Origin of the sequence: Burkholderia contaminans, assembly GCF_029633825.1 — a bacterium.
Taxonomy (GTDB): domain Bacteria; phylum Pseudomonadota; class Gammaproteobacteria; order Burkholderiales; family Burkholderiaceae; genus Burkholderia; species Burkholderia contaminans.
Map to the genome: position 1 here is coordinate 433,999 of NZ_CP090642.1, position 16,828 is coordinate 450,826.

The 16,828-nt window shown below is 68.8% G+C and carries 14 protein-coding genes and 1 pseudogene; 4 read left to right on the forward strand and 11 right to left on the reverse strand.

Translation table 11 applies throughout. The features are described 5' to 3' along the window. The first annotated feature begins 158 nt into the window (after positions 1–158). The 4 genes from LXE91_RS34095 to LXE91_RS34110 all read left to right on the forward strand — a co-directional run bounded on the left by LXE91_RS34095 (position 159) and on the right by LXE91_RS34110 (position 4,772). On the forward strand, positions 159–980 hold the full coding sequence (locus tag LXE91_RS34095) for an oxidoreductase (RefSeq protein WP_039347800.1): 822 nt from the start codon (positions 159–161) through the stop codon (positions 978–980). An 879-nt stretch (positions 981–1,859) separates the two neighbouring features. Beyond that, positions 1,860–2,846, forward strand: a complete 987-nt coding sequence (locus LXE91_RS34100) for a TRAP transporter substrate-binding protein (protein ID WP_039347796.1) — start codon at positions 1,860–1,862, stop codon at positions 2,844–2,846. Continuing rightward, on the forward strand, positions 2,843–3,415 hold the full coding sequence (locus tag LXE91_RS34105) for a TRAP transporter small permease (protein ID WP_039347793.1): 573 nt from the start codon (positions 2,843–2,845) through the stop codon (positions 3,413–3,415). The genes LXE91_RS34100 and LXE91_RS34105 overlap by 4 nt, the downstream gene beginning before the upstream one ends. A gap of 4 nt (positions 3,416–3,419) precedes the next feature. Further along, complete coding sequence (locus LXE91_RS34110) at positions 3,420–4,772, forward strand: TRAP transporter large permease (RefSeq protein ID WP_039347791.1); 1,353 nt, start codon at positions 3,420–3,422, stop codon at positions 4,770–4,772. Between the two features lie 108 nt (positions 4,773–4,880). Here LXE91_RS34110 and LXE91_RS34115 read toward each other — a convergent pair whose 3' ends face one another. The 11 genes and pseudogenes from LXE91_RS34115 to LXE91_RS34170 all read right to left on the reverse strand — a co-directional run bounded on the left by LXE91_RS34115 (position 4,881) and on the right by LXE91_RS34170 (position 16,815). Further along, positions 4,881–5,123, reverse strand: a complete 243-nt coding sequence (locus tag LXE91_RS34115) for a hypothetical protein (protein WP_039347788.1) — start codon at positions 5,121–5,123, stop codon at positions 4,881–4,883. A 32-nt stretch (positions 5,124–5,155) separates the two neighbouring features. Next, positions 5,156–6,574, reverse strand: a complete 1,419-nt coding sequence (locus tag LXE91_RS34120; RefSeq protein ID WP_039347786.1) for an FAD-binding oxidoreductase — start codon at positions 6,572–6,574, stop codon at positions 5,156–5,158. A gap of 2 nt (positions 6,575–6,576) precedes the next feature. Continuing rightward, positions 6,577–7,119, reverse strand: a complete 543-nt coding sequence (locus LXE91_RS34125; RefSeq protein ID WP_039347782.1) for a hypothetical protein — start codon at positions 7,117–7,119, stop codon at positions 6,577–6,579. Between the two features lie 52 nt (positions 7,120–7,171). Beyond that, positions 7,172–8,251, reverse strand: a complete 1,080-nt coding sequence (locus LXE91_RS34130) for an ABC transporter permease (protein ID WP_039347779.1) — start codon at positions 8,249–8,251, stop codon at positions 7,172–7,174. Further along, positions 8,244–9,257 (reverse strand): ATP-binding cassette domain-containing protein, encoded by a 1,014-nt coding sequence (locus LXE91_RS34135; protein ID WP_039347776.1) that lies wholly within the window; start codon positions 9,255–9,257, stop codon positions 8,244–8,246. The genes LXE91_RS34130 and LXE91_RS34135 overlap by 8 nt, the downstream gene beginning before the upstream one ends. Before the next feature lie 13 nt (positions 9,258–9,270). After that, positions 9,271–10,344: a TauD/TfdA family dioxygenase gene (locus LXE91_RS34140; RefSeq protein WP_039347901.1), complete on the reverse strand. Its 1,074-nt coding sequence runs from the start codon at positions 10,342–10,344 to the stop codon at positions 9,271–9,273. Positions 10,345–10,347: 3 nt separating this feature from the next. Further along, positions 10,348–11,010, reverse strand: coding sequence for a class I SAM-dependent methyltransferase (locus LXE91_RS34145; RefSeq protein WP_039347774.1), 663 nt, complete (start codon positions 11,008–11,010; stop codon positions 10,348–10,350). 35 nt (positions 11,011–11,045) lie between these two features. Beyond that, positions 11,046–12,302 carry a citrate/2-methylcitrate synthase gene (locus tag LXE91_RS34150; RefSeq protein WP_039347771.1) on the reverse strand — a complete coding sequence of 419 codons (1,257 nt, stop codon included), beginning with the start codon at positions 12,300–12,302 and terminating at the stop codon, positions 11,046–11,048. Position 12,303: 1 nt separating this feature from the next. After that, complete coding sequence (locus LXE91_RS34155; RefSeq protein WP_039347768.1) at positions 12,304–14,154, reverse strand: acyl-CoA dehydrogenase family protein; 1,851 nt, start codon at positions 14,152–14,154, stop codon at positions 12,304–12,306. Then, positions 14,154–15,244, reverse strand: a pseudogene (locus LXE91_RS34165) (hypothetical protein). Before LXE91_RS34165 ends, LXE91_RS34155 begins: the two are co-directional and overlap by 1 nt. Next, positions 15,241–16,815 carry an acyl-CoA ligase (AMP-forming), exosortase A system-associated gene (locus LXE91_RS34170; protein WP_039347762.1) on the reverse strand — a complete coding sequence of 525 codons (1,575 nt, stop codon included), beginning with the start codon at positions 16,813–16,815 and terminating at the stop codon, positions 15,241–15,243. The pseudogene LXE91_RS34165 and the gene LXE91_RS34170 overlap by 4 nt, the downstream one beginning before the upstream one ends. Between the last annotated feature and the right edge of the window lie 13 nt (positions 16,816–16,828).

A 16,828-nucleotide genomic window follows, 5' to 3' on the forward strand; every position in this document is an offset into this window, starting at 1 on the left:
CTCTCATTCGGCGTAGTTTAACGCATCTCGATGTGCGTTACATAGGGTGTTGTGTTAATCTGGATGAGATAACGCATCATGACGTGCGTTATGTGCCTCCCTTGTCGATACAGACCGCCTGACAAAGGGAGACGCCAAAAACCACTGGAACTGCGAACATGACTACTGGAACCAAGCCTGTTGCCCTGATAACCGGAGCGTCTTCCGGCATGGGCAAGGACTTCGCGCTGCGATTGCTTGCCGAGGGCTACACCGTTTACGGGGCAGCTCGTCGGGTCGAGCGCATGCAAGACATCGAGGCCGCAGGCGGCATTGCGCTGGCAATGGATGTCACGGACGATGCCACGATGGTGACAGGGGTCGATCGAATCATTCGCGAACAAGGCCGGATCGACGTGCTGATTAACAACGCCGGATATGGGCAGATGGGCGCGTTGGAGGATGTGCCTGTCGAAGCCGCGCGCCGCCAGATTGAGGTGAATCTCGTCGGCGTTGGAAGACTTACGCAGCTCTGCCTTCCGCACATGCGCGAACGGAAATTCGGCAAGGTCATCAACATCTCGTCGATCGGCGGGAAATGCGCGTTCCCGATGGCTGGCTGGTACCACGCGTCGAAGTTCGCACTGGAAGGGTATTCCGATTCGCTGAGGATGGAAGTCCGGCCTTTTGGCATAGACGTCATCGTGATCGAGCCGGGTGGCACGGACAGCGAATGGTTCCCCGTAGCGATTGCAGAGCTTGAGCGGTATTCCGCGAAAAGCGCTTACGCCGGTCTTGTAACCGCGATCCGGAAATCGCCGTCATGGAAAAGAAAGATGCCGGCCCCCAAGAGCATTACGAATCTCGTTGTCAAAGCGCTCAAAGCCAGGTCGCCACGCGCTCGTTACCATGGCGCATCGGGTGCGGGGCTGATCCTCTTCCTGCGATATGTATTGTCCGACCGCATGTACGACCGCCTCATCACAAGCCAATACAGATAGCTTGATTGAAGCTTGGCGGCGGTAGGCGTAGCGCCACAACTGCGACCGAGCATGCATTGTCGGTATCTGCAATGCCCAGCAGACCTAACGCGCACTTTTCCAGTAACGGGGAAATGTCTGCTGTTGCGCGCGAAGCTGACATCTTGGTGTCGGTGGTAAAGCAGAGCCGACCGGCAGTTAATGGCCGCACACCGCCGCCGGAGTTGCGAGTTAAGCCGGTTAAATCGACTGGGTCGAAAGTCGGAAAAGCATGGCACCGGCCGTGCGCCCTACGCGAACATGCGACTTGGGAGGTATGTATTCGGAACGTCGACATCGCGACGTGTTGTCGACAATGAGTAGGCCAGTCGCAGTAATTTAGGCGCGCCGAGTCGCAAAACCGTGGCGCCAGTCACGCGCACTCTGGCGCCCTACGGCGGGGCAGGCGCAGGCGCCAGCCGCTGCCCGGATTCCCTTTCGTTCCGTCCGGTCGCCCTACACGCGACGGTGCATGGCCGGCGTGCGCTCCTGACATCGCGCCGACCTGTCATCATTGTGATCAGTCATCCTACGACAATAGAAAACGAAGCGAAAGTTTGGTTTCCGATGCCGGCGGCAGCGGTCAGCTGACCACCCAGCTAAGACACGAACCCGTTCCCGGAAAACGTTTCGCGTAAATTCATCTAAACAGAGAAAACGATTCCCTGAAACTCACCCGAAACCCGTCATGGAGACAGCTCTACGGGTATGCACCAAGTGAGTTAAACGATTAACCGACGTACATTCGCGTCAACATGTCATACGACGTATGACTCAGCGGTCCGCGAGCACGGCGCCGAAGAATGCGCATGTCGGCGGATCGCCGCGCAACAACGAGCACAACCATCAAGGAGACTGACGATGAAGCACCGATTCAACCGCTCCCGTATCGCCCTGGCCGTCGCGCTGATGGCCGGCTTCGCGATGTCCGCGCAGGCGCGCGTGTTCCGCTCGGCGGACGTGCACGGCGACAGCTTCCCGACCAACATGGCGGTCAAGTCCATGGGCGACGAGCTGTCGAAGCTGACGGGCGGCAAGGATTCGATCAAGGTGTTCGGCAACAGCGCGCTCGGCTCGGAGAAGGACACGGTTGACCAGGTGCGGATCGGCGCGATCGACATGGCGCGCGTGAACGGCGCGTCGTTCAACGAGATCGTGCCGGAATCGCTGATCCCGTCGTTCCCGTTCCTGTTCCGCGACGTCGATCATTTCCGCAAGGCGATGTACGGCCCGGCTGGCCAGAAGATCCTCGACGCGTTCACCGCGAAAGGGATGATCGCGCTGACGTTCTACGAGAGCGGCGCGCGCTCGATCTACGCGAAGCGCCCGGTGCGCTCGCCGGCCGACATGAAGGGGCTGAAGGTGCGCGTGCAACCGTCGGACCTGATGGTCGACGAGATCAAGGCGATGGGCGGCACGCCGACGCCGATGCCGTTCGCCGAGGTGTACACGGGCCTGAAGACGGGCCTCGTCGACGCAGCCGAAAACAACATGCCGTCGTACGAGGAAACCAAGCACTACGAAGTGGCACCCGACTACTCGGAGACGCAGCACGCAATGACGCCGGAAGTGCTGGTGTTCTCGAAGAAGGTGTGGGACACGCTGTCGCCGCAGGAGCAGGCCGCGATCAGGAAGGCGGCGGCCGATTCGGTGCCTTACTACCAGAAGCTGTGGACCGCGCGCGAAGCGTCCGCGCAGCAGACGGTGACGAAGGGCGGCGCGAAGGTGCTGCCGGCCGCGCAGATCGACCGCGCGGCGTTCGTGAAGGCGATGCAGCCGCTGTGGACGAAGTACGAGAAGACGCCGCAGATGAAGCAGATCGTCGACGAGATCGAGGCCACCAAGTGACACGTCACACTTCCCTGAACGGCGCGTCGGCTGCGGGTTCGCCCGGCGACGCGCCGGACGGCACCGCGCCGGCGCGGCCGCATGCTGCGCCGCTGTTGCGCTGCGTGAACGACGTGCTGTTCCGCGTGCTGGCCGTGATTGCGTCGGCGTGCCTCGCGGTGCTGACGGTGCTGGTGTTCTACGCGGTCGTGATGCGCTACGTGTTCGAGAACGCGCCGGATTTCGTGGAGCCGATCGCGCTGCTGCTCGTGATCGTGATCGCGATGTTCGGTGCGGCGATGAAGGTGCGCGACGGTGGCCATATCGGCCTCGATTCGCTCGTGCGCCGGCTGCCGCCGAAGTCGCGCACGGTGGTGATCGCGATCCAGCACCTGAGCCTGATCGCGTTCGCGATCATGATCATGGTCGGCTGCGGCAGCATGGCCGCCGAGACGATGGGCGACCGCATCCCGATCATCGGGCTGCCCGAAGGCGTGCGCTACCTGATCGCGATGCCCGCGGCGATCGCCATCGTCCTCTTCTCGCTCGAGCATTTGCTCGCGCTTCGTCGTTCTTCGTCGGGACAATAACGCCATGGAACTCGCGATCCTGTCCGTCAGTTTTCTGATTTTCCTCGTGCTGGGCGTGCCCGTGTCGTTCGCGCTCGGGATAGCGTGCGTGCTGACCTATATGGTCGAAGGCTTGCCGATCGCGACCGCGATGCAGGCGATGATCTCGGGAATGAATGCGTTCTCGTTCCTCGCGGTGCCGTTCTTCATCTTCTCCGGCGAACTGATGCTGCACGGCGGCATCGCGGACCGGATCCTGCGCTTCGCGCAGGCGACGGTCGGCCACTTCCGCGGCGGCCTCGGGATGGCGAACGTCGTCGCCTGCACGCTGTTCGGCGGCGTGTCGGGCTCGCCGACCGCCGATACGTCGGCGATGGGCGGCGTGGTGATTCCGCTGATGAAGCGCGAAGGCTACAGCGCGGCGTACGCGGTCAACGTGACGACGCATGCGTCGCTCGCCGGCGCGCTGATGCCGACGTCGACCAACATGATCATCTACGCGTTCGCCGCGCAGGGCATCACCGGGATGCTGCACGGCCAGCCGGTGAGCGGCGTGTCGATCGGCGACCTGCTGTTCTCGGGGCTGCTGCCGGTGTTGTGGGTGATGGGCTTCGTGCTGGCCGCCGCGTACTGGCAGGCCGTGCGTCACGGCTATCCGCGCCGTGAAGACGGTTCGTCCGCGCTGCCCGCGTTTCCCGGCTGGTATGCGGTGCTGCGCAGCTTCGTCGGCGCGGTGCCCGGCCTGATGGTGATCGCGATCATCCTCGTGTGCGTCGCGAAGGGGATTGCCACCGCGACCGAAGCCGCGGCGATCGCCGTCGTGTACTCGCTCGTGTTGACCGCGGTGGTGTACCGCACGCTGACGGCCGAGAAGCTGCGCCGCGCGCTGTCGCATGCGGCGCGCACCACGGGCGTCGTGCTGCTGCTGATCGCGGTGTCGAACATGCTGCGCTTTCAGATGTCGTACCTGGAGATCCCGGATGCGATCGAAGGGCTGCTGAAGCAGTCGACCGCCGCGCCGTGGCTGATGCTGCTGTACATCAACATCATCCAGGTGTTCCTCGGCACGTTCGTCGACATGGCCGCGCACATCCTGATCACGACACCGCTGTTCCTGCCGATCGCGATGGCGTGCGGCGTCGGGCCGGTGCAGTTCGGGATCATGCTGCTGCTGAACTGCTCTCTCGGCCTCGTGCACCCGCCGATCGGCTCGGTGCAGTTCGTCGGCTGCGCGATCGGCAACGTGTCGATCGGCGAGACCACGAAGATGGCGTGGCCGTACTACCTCGCGATCTTCAGTGCGATCAACATCGTCACGTACCTGCCGTTCTTCTCGACGTGGCTGCCGAGCGTCATCAGCGGGCACGCGGTGTTCTGATTCTCCGATCGCATGCTTCGCCCGACTGCGGCGCCGGACGACCTGGGTTGTCCGGCGCCGCGGTCGTTTTGGCGGCGGCCCTTCAAGGCACCGGAGCGCACATGAACGTCAATCCTGCCGCGCGTCCGGCTCGCCGTTACCGCCCGCCGACCGGTCGTCACGCCAATCTTCCAGCTCGCGCCACAGCGCCGGGCGCGCATGATCGCGCGGCGGCAGCTTGATGACGTACGCCACGCCTCGCACGTTGACCACGACGCCCGAGTCGGGCAGCGTGGCCGGGATGCCGGAGAACGGCGGGTCGGCATCCGGTTCGGAATCGGAATCCGGGCCGGGTGGATGTCGAAGGATCATGCGAATTCTCCGTGGCGCCGCGCAGCGGCGCGTCAATAGCGGACACGCCCGATCAGACCCAGCGGGTCGACGGCGTGCTGGATGGCGGCGGCGACCTGCCGTTGTGCGGCCGGCACATGCTTGCGGTAGTACGCGACGTTGACCGGCCCGACGCCATGCTCGGCGCTGAAGCAGCCACCGGCCCGCACGACGCGGTCGTACAGCGCGCCGCGCAGCGCCACCTGCTGCAGCGGCCCGTAGCGGTCCGCACTGGCGTGCGGGATCGACACGACGAGATGGCAGCCGCCGTCGCCGAAATGCCCGAACGTATGACAGCGCAGCGACGGATGCGCAGCCGCGATCCACTGCTCGGCGTCGGCGACGAACGCGGCCAGCGCGCCGCGCGGAAACGACACGTCGAACGACAACGGAATGCCGTCCTGCGCCACCGCCGCCGGCAGTGCGTCGCGAATCCGCCAGAACCGTTCGGCCGGTGCGCAGGCCGCGTCGAGCACCACGTGTTCGCCCGCCAGCGTGTCGAGTGTCGCGATCGTTCGCTCCTCGAGCAGTGCATCGAGCCCCGGCATGCCGGTCGCGATCTCGACCAGTGCATAGCACGCGGCAGCGTCGGCTTCGAACGGAATACGCGACGCCGGATACGCGGCCGCGACGCAGCCGACGGCCGCCGCGGACATGAATTCGAATGCCGACAGCATCTCGCCGAACGCACGTTCGAACGCGAGCAGGCCGGCGAGCGCCGCGTCGTACGACGCGAACGCGACGAACGCGGCGCACGACGACCGTTCGAGCGGCGCGAGCGCGAACGACACGGCCGTCACGAGCCCGTTGGCGCCGTTCGCGCCGATGAAGCATTGGGTGACGTCGAAGCCCGCGTTGCGTTTGCGCAGCGGCGCGAGCGCATCGATCACGGTGCCCGCCGCGTCGGTGAGCACGGCTTCGACGCCGAGCACGTTGCGGCGTACGTCGCCGTACTTGATCAGGCGGCTGCCGCCCGCGTTCGCGCCGACGAGGCCGCCGGCCGCCGGATCGCTGCCGAGGTCGATCGGCAGGCACAGGCCGGCTTCGGCGGCCACGCGATTGATGTCCGACAGCCGCACGCCGGCCTCGACCGTGATGCTGCGATTCGCGGCGTCGAACGCGCGCACCGCGCGCATCCGGTCGAACGACACCACGCATTGCGTGCCGCTGCGATCGGGCACGGCCGCGCCGACGAGCCCGGTGCGCGCGCCCTGCGCGACCAGTGCGATGCGGTGCGCGACGGCGACTCGGGCGAGTGCGCTCGTGTCGGCGGTCGACGCGGGCCGGGCGATGCCGAGCGCGATGCCGCCGTGCAGTGTCACGTCCGTTTCATACGATGAACACGCGTCGGGAGATGCGCCATCGAGCCAGCCGTCGCCGAGCGTTGCGGCGAGTGCGTGCCGCTGCGCGGCGCGGTCGGGCAGCGCGCTCATCGTCAGCCGGCCCGCACGAGCTGCTTGCGCAGGCGGCCGCGCACGACGACCAGCGCGATCAGCGGCACGACGCCGCCCCACAGCGGGCTGTGGCGCATCGTGATCGACACCGCGAGCGCGACGACGGTGACGGCGAGCAGCACGATCGACAGCGAACGGGCGCGTGCATGGTCGACGAACGTGCCGTCGACGAAACCGCCGTCCGACCACGCGGTGTGCACGATGCCGACGACCAGCACGCAGACGAGCATCGCGGCCGGGCCGAGTTCCTCGCCCCACAGGCGGCTACCTGTCGGCGACACGAGCGCGAGCACCGCGCCGATCACGAGGAACAGGTCGACGCCGAGCGCGATGCTGTTGCGGTCCGCGCGGCGGATCAGCCACGCGCCGTGCACGAGCGCGAGCACGCCGCCGATCAGGAACGCGTGCGTCCAGCGCACGTCCGGCTGCTCGGGCCCGAGCCGGCCGTAGAACAGGAACACGATCGCCGGCAGGAAGTTGCTCGCGTGCAGCAGGTAGTCGGTTATGGGATTGCTCGATTTCATCGGGGGGTTCTCCTTCGTCGAAACGTCGAAATTCGAAACGGCGGGCGACGCGTCAAGCGTCGTGCCAGCGGAACAGCCGCGCGGCGGCGAACAGGAACAGCGCCGTGCTCGCGGCCATGCCGAGCAGTTGCGGCGCGAGCTGCGCATACGGGGCGCCGTCGACCAGCGCGCCGCGCAGCGCGACCGCGAACTGGTTGGTCGGCAGGAACGCGAGCACCGCCTTCAGCCAGGCCGGCGCGTCATGCATCGGGATCGTCAGGTCGCTGAAGAACAGCAGCGGGTAGTAGGTGACGTTGCACGCGAGTTCGGCCGCGGCCAGCGACTTCGCGCGGCTCGCGAGCAGCACGCCGATGCTGAGCACCATCGCCGCGCCGAGCAGCACGATCGGCAATGCGCGCAGCCCGTCGGGCGTGGCGATCGGCAGCGCGATGCCGAACGCCACGCGCGCGACGGTCAGCAGCACGAGCGCCGACAGCGCCATCATGATCATCCGCGCGACGATCAGCGCCGCGAGGAACACGCCGCGCGAGACCGGGAAGCACACGTACAGCTTGAACGTATTGCGTTCGCGCAGCGACGCGATTGCGGTCGTCGTCGAGTTGAGGCCGATCGCCATGAACGCCATCACGAGAATGCCGGTCGCGAAGAACGCGCCGTAGTCGAACGGGCGGCGCGCGGGTGCCGCGTTCTCGAAACGCGCCTGCGCGGCGGGCAGCCCGAGCCGCTGCGCGGCGCAGCGCGCGAGCGCGATCTCGACGACGCGCGACGCGGCCTTGACCGCGAGCGAGCCGTTGAAGTCGTAGCGGATCGTCGCAGGCGTGCGCTCGTCGTTGCCGAGCACGACGGTCACGCGATCGGCTGCCGCGCCGCGGCCGTCGAAGGTCGCCTTCACCGTGTCACTGTGCGAGAGGCTCTCGACGATCTGCGCTTCGCATGCGCGGCTGTACGGGGTCGCGCCGCCGGGTACGACGAATGCGACGTCGGCCGTGCCGAGCGAACCCGATCCGCCGAACGCGAACAGCATCACGCTCAGCAGGAACACCGGGAACACGAGCGTCCAGAACAGCGACGAGCGGCTGCGCAGATAGCCGAGCAGCTCGTTGCGCACGAGGATCAGGAACACCTTAGTCATGGGAAGGGCCCTCGGTACAGAGGCGCAGCAGGTCGCCCGGCGTGCTCGGCGCGAGCGCGAGATGCTGGATGCCTTGCTCGCCGACGATGCGGTGCACGTTCGGATGCAGCGTCGCATCGCCGAACACCTCGACGACGTGCGTGGCCGATACGCGCACGCCGGTCACGCCGGGCAGCGCTGCAAGCCGCTTGCGCAGCGCACGTGCATCGGCTTCGTCGCGGCAGTGCAGGACCGCGCGCGCCTCGCCGACGAGTTCGGCGCGCAGCGCGTCCTTGTCGCCCTGGTAGCGCACGCCGCCGTCGCGTACCCACACGAGATCGTCGACGACGGCGAGCTCTTCCTCGGCGTGGCAGATCATCGCGACGCTCGTGCCGCGCGCACGGTGGCGCAGCAGGTCGATCACGACGCCCGCGTAACGACGGTCGAGGCCGGTGAACGGCTCGTCGAGCACGGCCAGTTCCGGCCGGTGCGCAAGCGCCACGTAGAGGTCGATGCGCTGGCGCTGCCCCTTCGACAACGCGCGGCACGGCTTGTCGAGCAGTTCGGCGATGCCGAGCGCATCCGTGACCGCGGCATCCGCGTGCACGTACATCGCGCGGTGCAGCGCGACGATCTCCGACACGCGAAGATGGTCGGGATACTCGACCTTCTGCAATTGCGCGCCGATGCGCCGCAGCGACGGCGTATCGCGCATGAAACGCGCGGCCGGCACGTCGAGCACGCGCACGTCGGTGCCGCCGCGCCGGAAGCCGAGCAGCGTTTCGAGCAGCGTGGTCTTGCCGGAGCCGTTCGGCCCGACGATCGCGGTGACGGCGCCGAGCCGGAACCGCACGTGCCGCGCGGAAAAACGGAAATCGCCGGCCGCGACGTCGATCGCGCGCGCGCCGAGCGCCGCGCCCGGCGCGTGGGCATCGGGCAGCGGCTGCGTGGCCGTGCGCAGCGGCCGGTCGAACGCGGTGTGCGGGCCGAACAGCGCGCGCACGGAGGCGAGGAACGAATCGCTCATCGTTGGCTTCCTGTCAGTCGAACAGCATGACCTGCGTGTCGCGCGCGCCCCGGTACGGGTTGCGGCCGTGCGCGACCAGCATGTTGTCGACGACGAGCACGTCGCCGGCCTGCCACGGGAAGGCGAGCTCCTCGTCGTCGAGCGCGTCGTAGATCGCGACGAGATCGTCGAACGGCATCGGCGACCCGTCGCCATAGCGGATCTCGTACGGGAACGCGGCGCGCCCGCCGTACATGCGCTGCAGGTAGCGGTAGCTGAGCTCGCCCATCGAGCGCGGGTTCGGGTGCTGCGCGCTCGCCTGGTTGAACCACACGGTTTCGCCGGTGCGCGGATGCGCGCGCAGCGCGCTGCCGACGTGCGATACGGTCACGCTGCCGTCGTCGAGCCAGCGGCAGCCGACACCGCGTTCCGCGCACAGCCGCTCGACCTCGTCGCGCTCGCGCGTGCCGAATGCGTCATCCCACGGCCGGTGGTATTCGGCGAACGGCATGCCCGGATTGGCGGCGAGGCCGTCCGCGCGCTCGCCGGGCGCCGCGAAATTGCGCAGGTACATCACGCCGCGTTCGGCGAACCGTTCACGCAGCGCGGCCGGCACGCGTGCCGTCACGCGCCGCATGTCGCAGATCGGCGTTTCGCCGCCCGCATCGGCCGGCTGCCGGCAATAGAACGCGACGAGGCGCGGGAACGCAGGCATGTAGGCCATCTCCTGGTGCAGCCCGATCTTGAACGGCGGCGGCATGCGGGTCGACTCGTACACCTGGCCGTCGATCTGCTTGCGCGGCGCGGCGCCGGCCGTGTAGCCGTTCGCGTACGCCGGATACAGCGCGCCGAGCTGGCCGAACGCGGCGGTGTCGGGCACCGCGAAGCCGCGCCACAGCAGCGCGCCGCACGCGTCGAGCAGCGTGTCGATCGTGTCGAGCCGCGAGCGGTACCACGCGACGAACATCTCCGGCGAGGTCGCGAGTTCGGCGCTGCGCGGCGTCACGCACAACGGCAGCGTCGCGCCGGGCGCGACCGCCGAGCAGTGCACGTCGTCGGCGCCGAGCCGTGCGGCGGCGTGCGCGGCGAGGAAGGCGAGGTCGGTCATCACTCAGGCCAGCGCCGGTTTCTTCAGCAGGATCTCGAAGCCGAGCGCACCGAGCCCGGCGCTCGGGCTGTAGATCGACGCGACTGCCGCGAGACCGGCTTCGGCGACGAGCGCGTGCGCTTCGTCGAGCGTGATCTTTTCCTCGACGTGGGTCGGCGGATAGTCGGCGGCGGCGCGCATCTCGGTGAAGCGGTCGAGCAGGTGCTGCGGCGCGTCGCGGCGCATGTCGTGCACGAGCGCGATGCCGCCCGGTTCCAGCACACGGTACATCTCGGTGAGGCTGAGTGCCTTGTCCGGCAGGTGGTGCAGCGTCGCGCGGCCGACGGCCATCGTCAGCGTGCCGTCGTCGAACGGCAGCGCGAGCGCGTCGCCGACGCGCATCTCGATCGTGTCGTCGAGGTCGAGTTCATGGATGCGCGGGCGGCCTTCGTCGAGCATCGCGGGATCGAGGTCGATGCCGACGTAGCGCCAGCCGCGCATCGCCGGGTCGGTCGCGAGCCGCACCGGCACGACGCCGGTGGCCGTGCCGATGTCGGCGATCACGCCGGGCGTCATCCCGCGCGCGAGCTGGCGAATGCGGCTGATGAACAGCAGGTCCCACGGTTCGAGCGTTTCGGTGGCAAAGCGATCGTAGTCGTTCGCCGGGCGCAGGTTCTTGAGCAGCATGACGGTCCTTTTGCGGAGTGCGGAGGGATGAGGGTTCACAGCCAGCCGACCGGCACGGCGGCCAGCAGCCGTCGCGCGGTCGCGCTGTTGACGCCGAAAGCAGGGCGGCGGCGGCGCTCGACCGCATGCGCGGCCATCGCCGCGATGCGCGCGCCGAGCCCGACGCCGACGCCCCACGACGGCGCGGCGACACCGAGTTCGAGCAACGTCGCGGCCGTCAGGAAATCGATGTTCGGGCGCAACGCGCGGCGGGCGTCGGCTTGCGCGCAGCACGCGTCGAACAGCGTCATGTACGCGCCGTCGAAGCCTTGCGCCGCGAACCGCGCGCGCATGTGCGGCGGACGCGGGTCGGCGACGAACAGCGGATGGCCGAAGCCGTACAGCGTGCGTTTCGCATCGAGCGCGGCATCGATTGCCGCGCGCCCGGTTGCGTCGAGCGCGGCAGGCGGTGCGCCGGTGCCGCCCGGGACCGACTGCGCGAGCGCGGCGAGCCAGTGCATCGCTTCGAGCGCCGCGCCGACGTGCGACGGCCCGCTCGCAAGGAAACCGGACGCGATGGCCTGCGTGAGCGTGACGCCGGTGCCGATCGCGACACGCGGCGCGAGCACGGTCGGCGTGATGTAGCCGAAGCCCGCGTGCCACGCGACGAGCAGCATGTCCATTGCGGCTTGCGCCGGGGCGTCGTTGCGCGTCGCGCCGGTCAGCACGAGCATGCGTTGCGCGTGGCTCGACGTGCCGGCGAGCGATGCGCCGATCGAGTCGTCGCGTGCGGCGAACGGGCGGCCTTCGATTGCCGCGTGCAGCAGGAACGGCGCGGCCGCCGCGCATAGCAGCATCGTGTCGAGATCCGCGTCGTCCGGTGCTTCGCCGTGCACACGGGCCGCCACGTCGTCGAAGCCGCGCAGCAGGCCGGACGCCGCGGCAAACACCGGCGCGACACCCGCCGCGCCGAGATCCGCGGCGACGGACTGCGCGGCGGAGCCGGGCGCCAGTGCATCGGCGAACGCCGCGAGCCGCGCGCCGATTGCCGCCTCGTGTGCGCGATGCTCGGCGCTGCCGGGCGCGACGTCGAACCACAGGTGCGCGAGCGCGCCTTCGAACGTCGTCGCGCCGATCAGCGCGTTCAGGTCGAGATCGCGCACGCGCAGCGCTTCGGGTTCGAGCGTCGCGCCGTCGATGTCGGTGCCGCGATGGCGGGTCGCCGGGCGGCCGAGCAGGTTGCGCGGCGCGTCGCCAACTGAAGTAGGCATGGCGGTCGAAGCGGTCGCGCCGGAATCGAGCGTCGTATCCATGTCATTCCACCTGCGCAAGTTCTTCGCTGCTGACGCTGATTGCCGCATGCGCCATCGCGGCGATCACGGCCGCGTGCTGATCCACTACAGGCAGCACGTTCGCGAAGTAGTAGCGCGCGCTTTTCAGCTTGCCGCGATAGAACGCGAGTTCGGCCGGCGTATCGGCGGTGTCCGGTGCGTCGAGCCGGCGCGCGGCGATCGTCGCCGATTCGAGCAGCACCCACGCCGATGTGACCACGCCGAACATCTCGAGAAAGCGCGTGTAGAACTGGCTGCTGCGGTGCGTATGGCCGTCCTGCACGTCGCGCGCGATGTCGTCGAGCGCGGTGGCGATCCGGTCGGCGCCCGTGCGCAGCGCATCGAACAGCGGGCGCAGCTCCGCATGCGTGCCGGTGTGATGCTGGCGCGCGAGGAATACGTCGAGTTCGTCGCGGTAGTACTGGATCAGCCGCGAATGGCGGCCGAAACCGAGCTTGTCGCGCACGAGATCCTGCGCCTGGATGTAGTTCGTGCCTTCCCAGATCGACAGGATCTTCACGTCGCGCGCGTTCTGCTCGACGGGGCTCGCATCGGTATAGCCGAGCCCGCCGTGCACCTGGATCGCGGTTTCGCAGATCCGCCACGCTTGGTCGGAGATGAACGCCTTGCAGATCGGCGTCAGCAGCAGCTGGAGCTTGCGGTGGCGCTCGATCTCGGCCGGATCGGCATCGGGCGTCGCTTCGAGCATCGCCGCGCGCGTGGCGGTCGCGGCGAGCTTGCCGAGCAGGCCGCGGCAGCCGTCGACGCGGCTCTTCATGTCGACCAGCATGCGTTGCACGTCCGCGTGCTCGACGATCGCGACGCGCGCTGCGTTGGTGTTCGACGCGCGCTCGATCGGCCGGCCCTGCAGCCGGCGGCCCGCATACTCGACCGCATGCAGGTACGCGCTCGACGCGACACCGACGCCGAACATCCCGGTGCTCATCCGCGCCTGGTTCATCAGCGGCATCAGCTGCAGCAGGCCGACGTTGCGCCTTCCGCCGAGCAGCCAGCCCCTGGTCGTGCCGTTCGCGCCGAACACCAGGTGCGTGTTCGCGCAGCCCTTGAGCCCCATCTTGCGCGGCAGGCCGATGCAGTCGACATGGTTCGATTGCAGCTCGCCCGTCTCCTCGTCCGGCCAGAAGCGCGGCACGATGAGGCACGACAGCGAGAACGAGTCCGGCGACGCGGTGTCGATGCGGCCGAGCACGAAATACAGCGTGTTCTCGGTCAGTTCGTGCATGCCGGCCGAGATGTAGACCTTCTCGCCGTCGATTGCGTAGATGTCGCGTTCGAGCGGCGTCGCGCGCAGCGCGACCGCGGTGAGGTCGGTGCCGGCCTGCGGTTCGGTCGCGCAGAAGCACGCATCCCAGCGGTACGCCTCGAGCGGGGCGATCAGCGCCTTCTGGTGCGGCGTGCCGTGCATCTGCAGCAGCTTGATCGCCGGGCGCGTGAAGCCGCCATACGTCATGAACGACGGGTTCGCGCCCATGAACATCTCGTAGATCATCTGCGTGACGATCGGCGGCAGCCCGTGCGCGGTGCCGAACAGCGTGTTCGACCATTCGTCGCGAAAGCGCGCCCATAGCGCATGGAAATGCGACGGAATGCGCACCTGACCGTCGTCGAGCAGCGTGCAGCCTTCGACGTCCGCCTGCTGGTAGCTGCGGCCGAGGTCGAGCGCGAAATCGCGTGCGCGCTCGAGCAGCGCATCGATCGACGCGCGGTCATGCGTGCCGTACAGGCCGTGTTCCGCGAGGAACCGCTTGTCGGCTTCGAACAGTTCCCACAGAAAGAAGCGCAGCTCGCGCAGGCTCACCTTGTAGGCGCTCATCACGCGTCTCCTTCGATATCGAGCGCGGCATCGAGGCCGCCGGCGAGGTCGACGACGGCCGCTGCCGCCGCGCCATGCAGTGCCGCATCCCACACGAGCACCGTGCGGCGTTCGCCTTCGTCCAGCGCGCCGGCGAGCCGGATCAGCGCGGCCGCCGATTCGGCCGACGACAGATGGCCGTCCGATTCATGCTGGATGCGGGCGGCGACCGGGATCGATGCCGCGTCGGCCACGCGCGCCGCGAAGCCGGGATCGAAGCCGGGCGGCACGCACCAGTCGATCTGGCCGGCGCGCAGCCCGGCCATGTCGAGCGCGCGGCGGATCGCACGCGCGGCGACCGGCGCGAGCGTGTCGCGCAACGTGCCGGGCGCGTCGGCCCATGGGTCGGCGATCGACGGCCCGAATTCGACCGCGACGGACCGCACGCCGCCCCAGTCGGCCGGCTCGGGCGCCGGGCCCGCGCGCGACACGAGCAGCGCGGCGGCCGCGTCGCCGTAGCCGACCGGTCGCCGAACTGGCGGAAGAACGGGTAGAGCCACTTGTCGCTGAGGATCACGAGCGCCTGGTCGCCTTCGTCGAGCAGCCCGTCGAGCAGCATCAGCGCCGAATACCAGCCGAGCGTGCCGTTCTGGCCGAGCGCGAACGGCGTCACGCGCTGCAGGCCGAGCTCGTACTGCATGCGGCCGACGACCGAATCGCCGATGCCTTCGTTGAGCGCGCAGCTCGCGACGATCACGTGGGTCGTGCGGGCCAGCTGCCCGGAGCCGAGCTGGTCGCGCAGGTCGAGCGCCGCGTCGGCGGCGAGATCGGCGAGGCTGCGCCCGGGCGGCGCGACGCGCAGCGTGGGCCGCCCGCCCGGTGCGAGGCGCGTGCTTTCGTCAGCGGTCAGTGCGCCCATTCCGCGCGGCCGGGCAAAGCGCGCCTGCGGCAGCAGCAGGTGCCGGTAGCCGGGATGGCGTTCCTGCGCCTGGATCGCGCTGAACACGACCGAGGGCGGCAGCACCACGACGCCGCCCGACAGGGCCAGCGTGCCGGGCTCGGCGACGCGGCGCGCGCCGAGGCAGGTTTCATCGAGCGTCGACAGGGTCATGCGGCGGTCTCCTCGTTCGTGGGCGCGAACGCGTCGCGATACTGGTTTTTCAGCGCGGGGCGGTCGATCTTGCCGTTCGGGTTGCGCGGCAACGCCGGCAGCGGCTCGACGACGAGCGGGCTCATGTAGGTCGGCAGTGCGTCGCGGCAGGCGCGCGCGATGTCGGCGCGGCACGCGTCGGCGTCGAGCGTCGACACGACGCAGGCGGCGATCGCTTCGCCGAGCGAGGGGTGCGGCACGCCGAACACGGCGGCCTCGCGGATGTGGGGCAGCGCGAACAGCACGTCCTCGACTTCGGTCGGGCTGACGCGATAGCCGGACGTCTTGATCATGTCGTCGCCGCGCGCGACGAAATACAGGTAGCCGTCCGCGTCGCGCCGCACGATGTCGCCGGACCACACGGCGACGTCGGGGCGCGGAATCTCGCCGTGCCGGCGCGGCAGCGGGCGAAAGCGCTGCGCGGTCAGCTCGGGCCGGTTCCAGTAGCCGAGCGTGACGAACGCGCCGCGGTGCACGAGTTCGCCGGGCTCGTCGGCCGCGCATTCGCTGCCGTCCGCGCGCAGCACGAGGATTTCGGCGTTCGGTACCGCCTTGCCGATCGACGTCGGGCGCAGCGATGCGTCGGCCGGCGGCAGGTAGGTCGAGCGGAATGCCTCGGTCAGCCCGTACATCAGGTACGGCGCGGCGTTCGTGAACACCGCCTGCAGGCGATGCAGCAGCGGCGTCGCGAGATGGCCGCCGGTGTTCGCGAAGCGGCGGATCCGCGTGCGGGCCGTGTCGCTCCAGCCGGCGGACGCGAGCTGCATCCACAACGGCGGCACGCCGGTGATCGACGTCACGCCGAACGCGTCGCAATGGCGCGGCACTTCGGCCGGCTGCAGGAAGTCGAGCGGCGCATAGCACGCGCCGGCGGCCAGCGCGGTCGTGAGCTGGCTCAGGCCCGCGTCGAAGCTGAGCGGCAGCACGCCGAGCACGACGTCGTCGTCGGCCAGCCCCTGGTACGCCGCGACGCTGAACGCGCCCGACACGAGGTTGCGGTGCGACACGACCACGCCTTTCGGCTTGCCGGTCGAGCCGGACGTGTAGAGCAGCGCGGCGGGGTCGTCGTCCACCGGCCGGCCGGCGGGAGGCGATGCCGGCGTGTCGGTGCCGGCTGCGTGGATCGCGTCGGCCAGTTCCTCGATCAGCATCGCGCGTTCGCCGACGAGCGCGGCGAGCGCAGGCAGACGCTTCAACCGCTGCGCGCCGGTCATGAACAGCGCCGCGCCGCTGTCGGCGACGATGTGTTCGATCTGCGCTTCCTTCAACTGCGGATTGACCGGCACGAAGATCGCGCCGAGCGCGTTGGCCGCGAGCATCGCGACCACGGTTTCGATGCGTTTCGGCGCGTAGATGGCGACGCGCTCGCCGGGCTGCACGCCGCGCGACGCGAGCGCGGCGGCCGCGCGGCGGACCGCGCGTGCGAGCTGTTCGTAGGTCATCGTGCCGCCGCCGTCGGCATACGCGGGATGCTGCGGCCAGCGCGCGGCGCCGTGTTCGAGCAGGTCGGCGACGCTGATCAGGGCGTTCATGATCGGCTTCTCT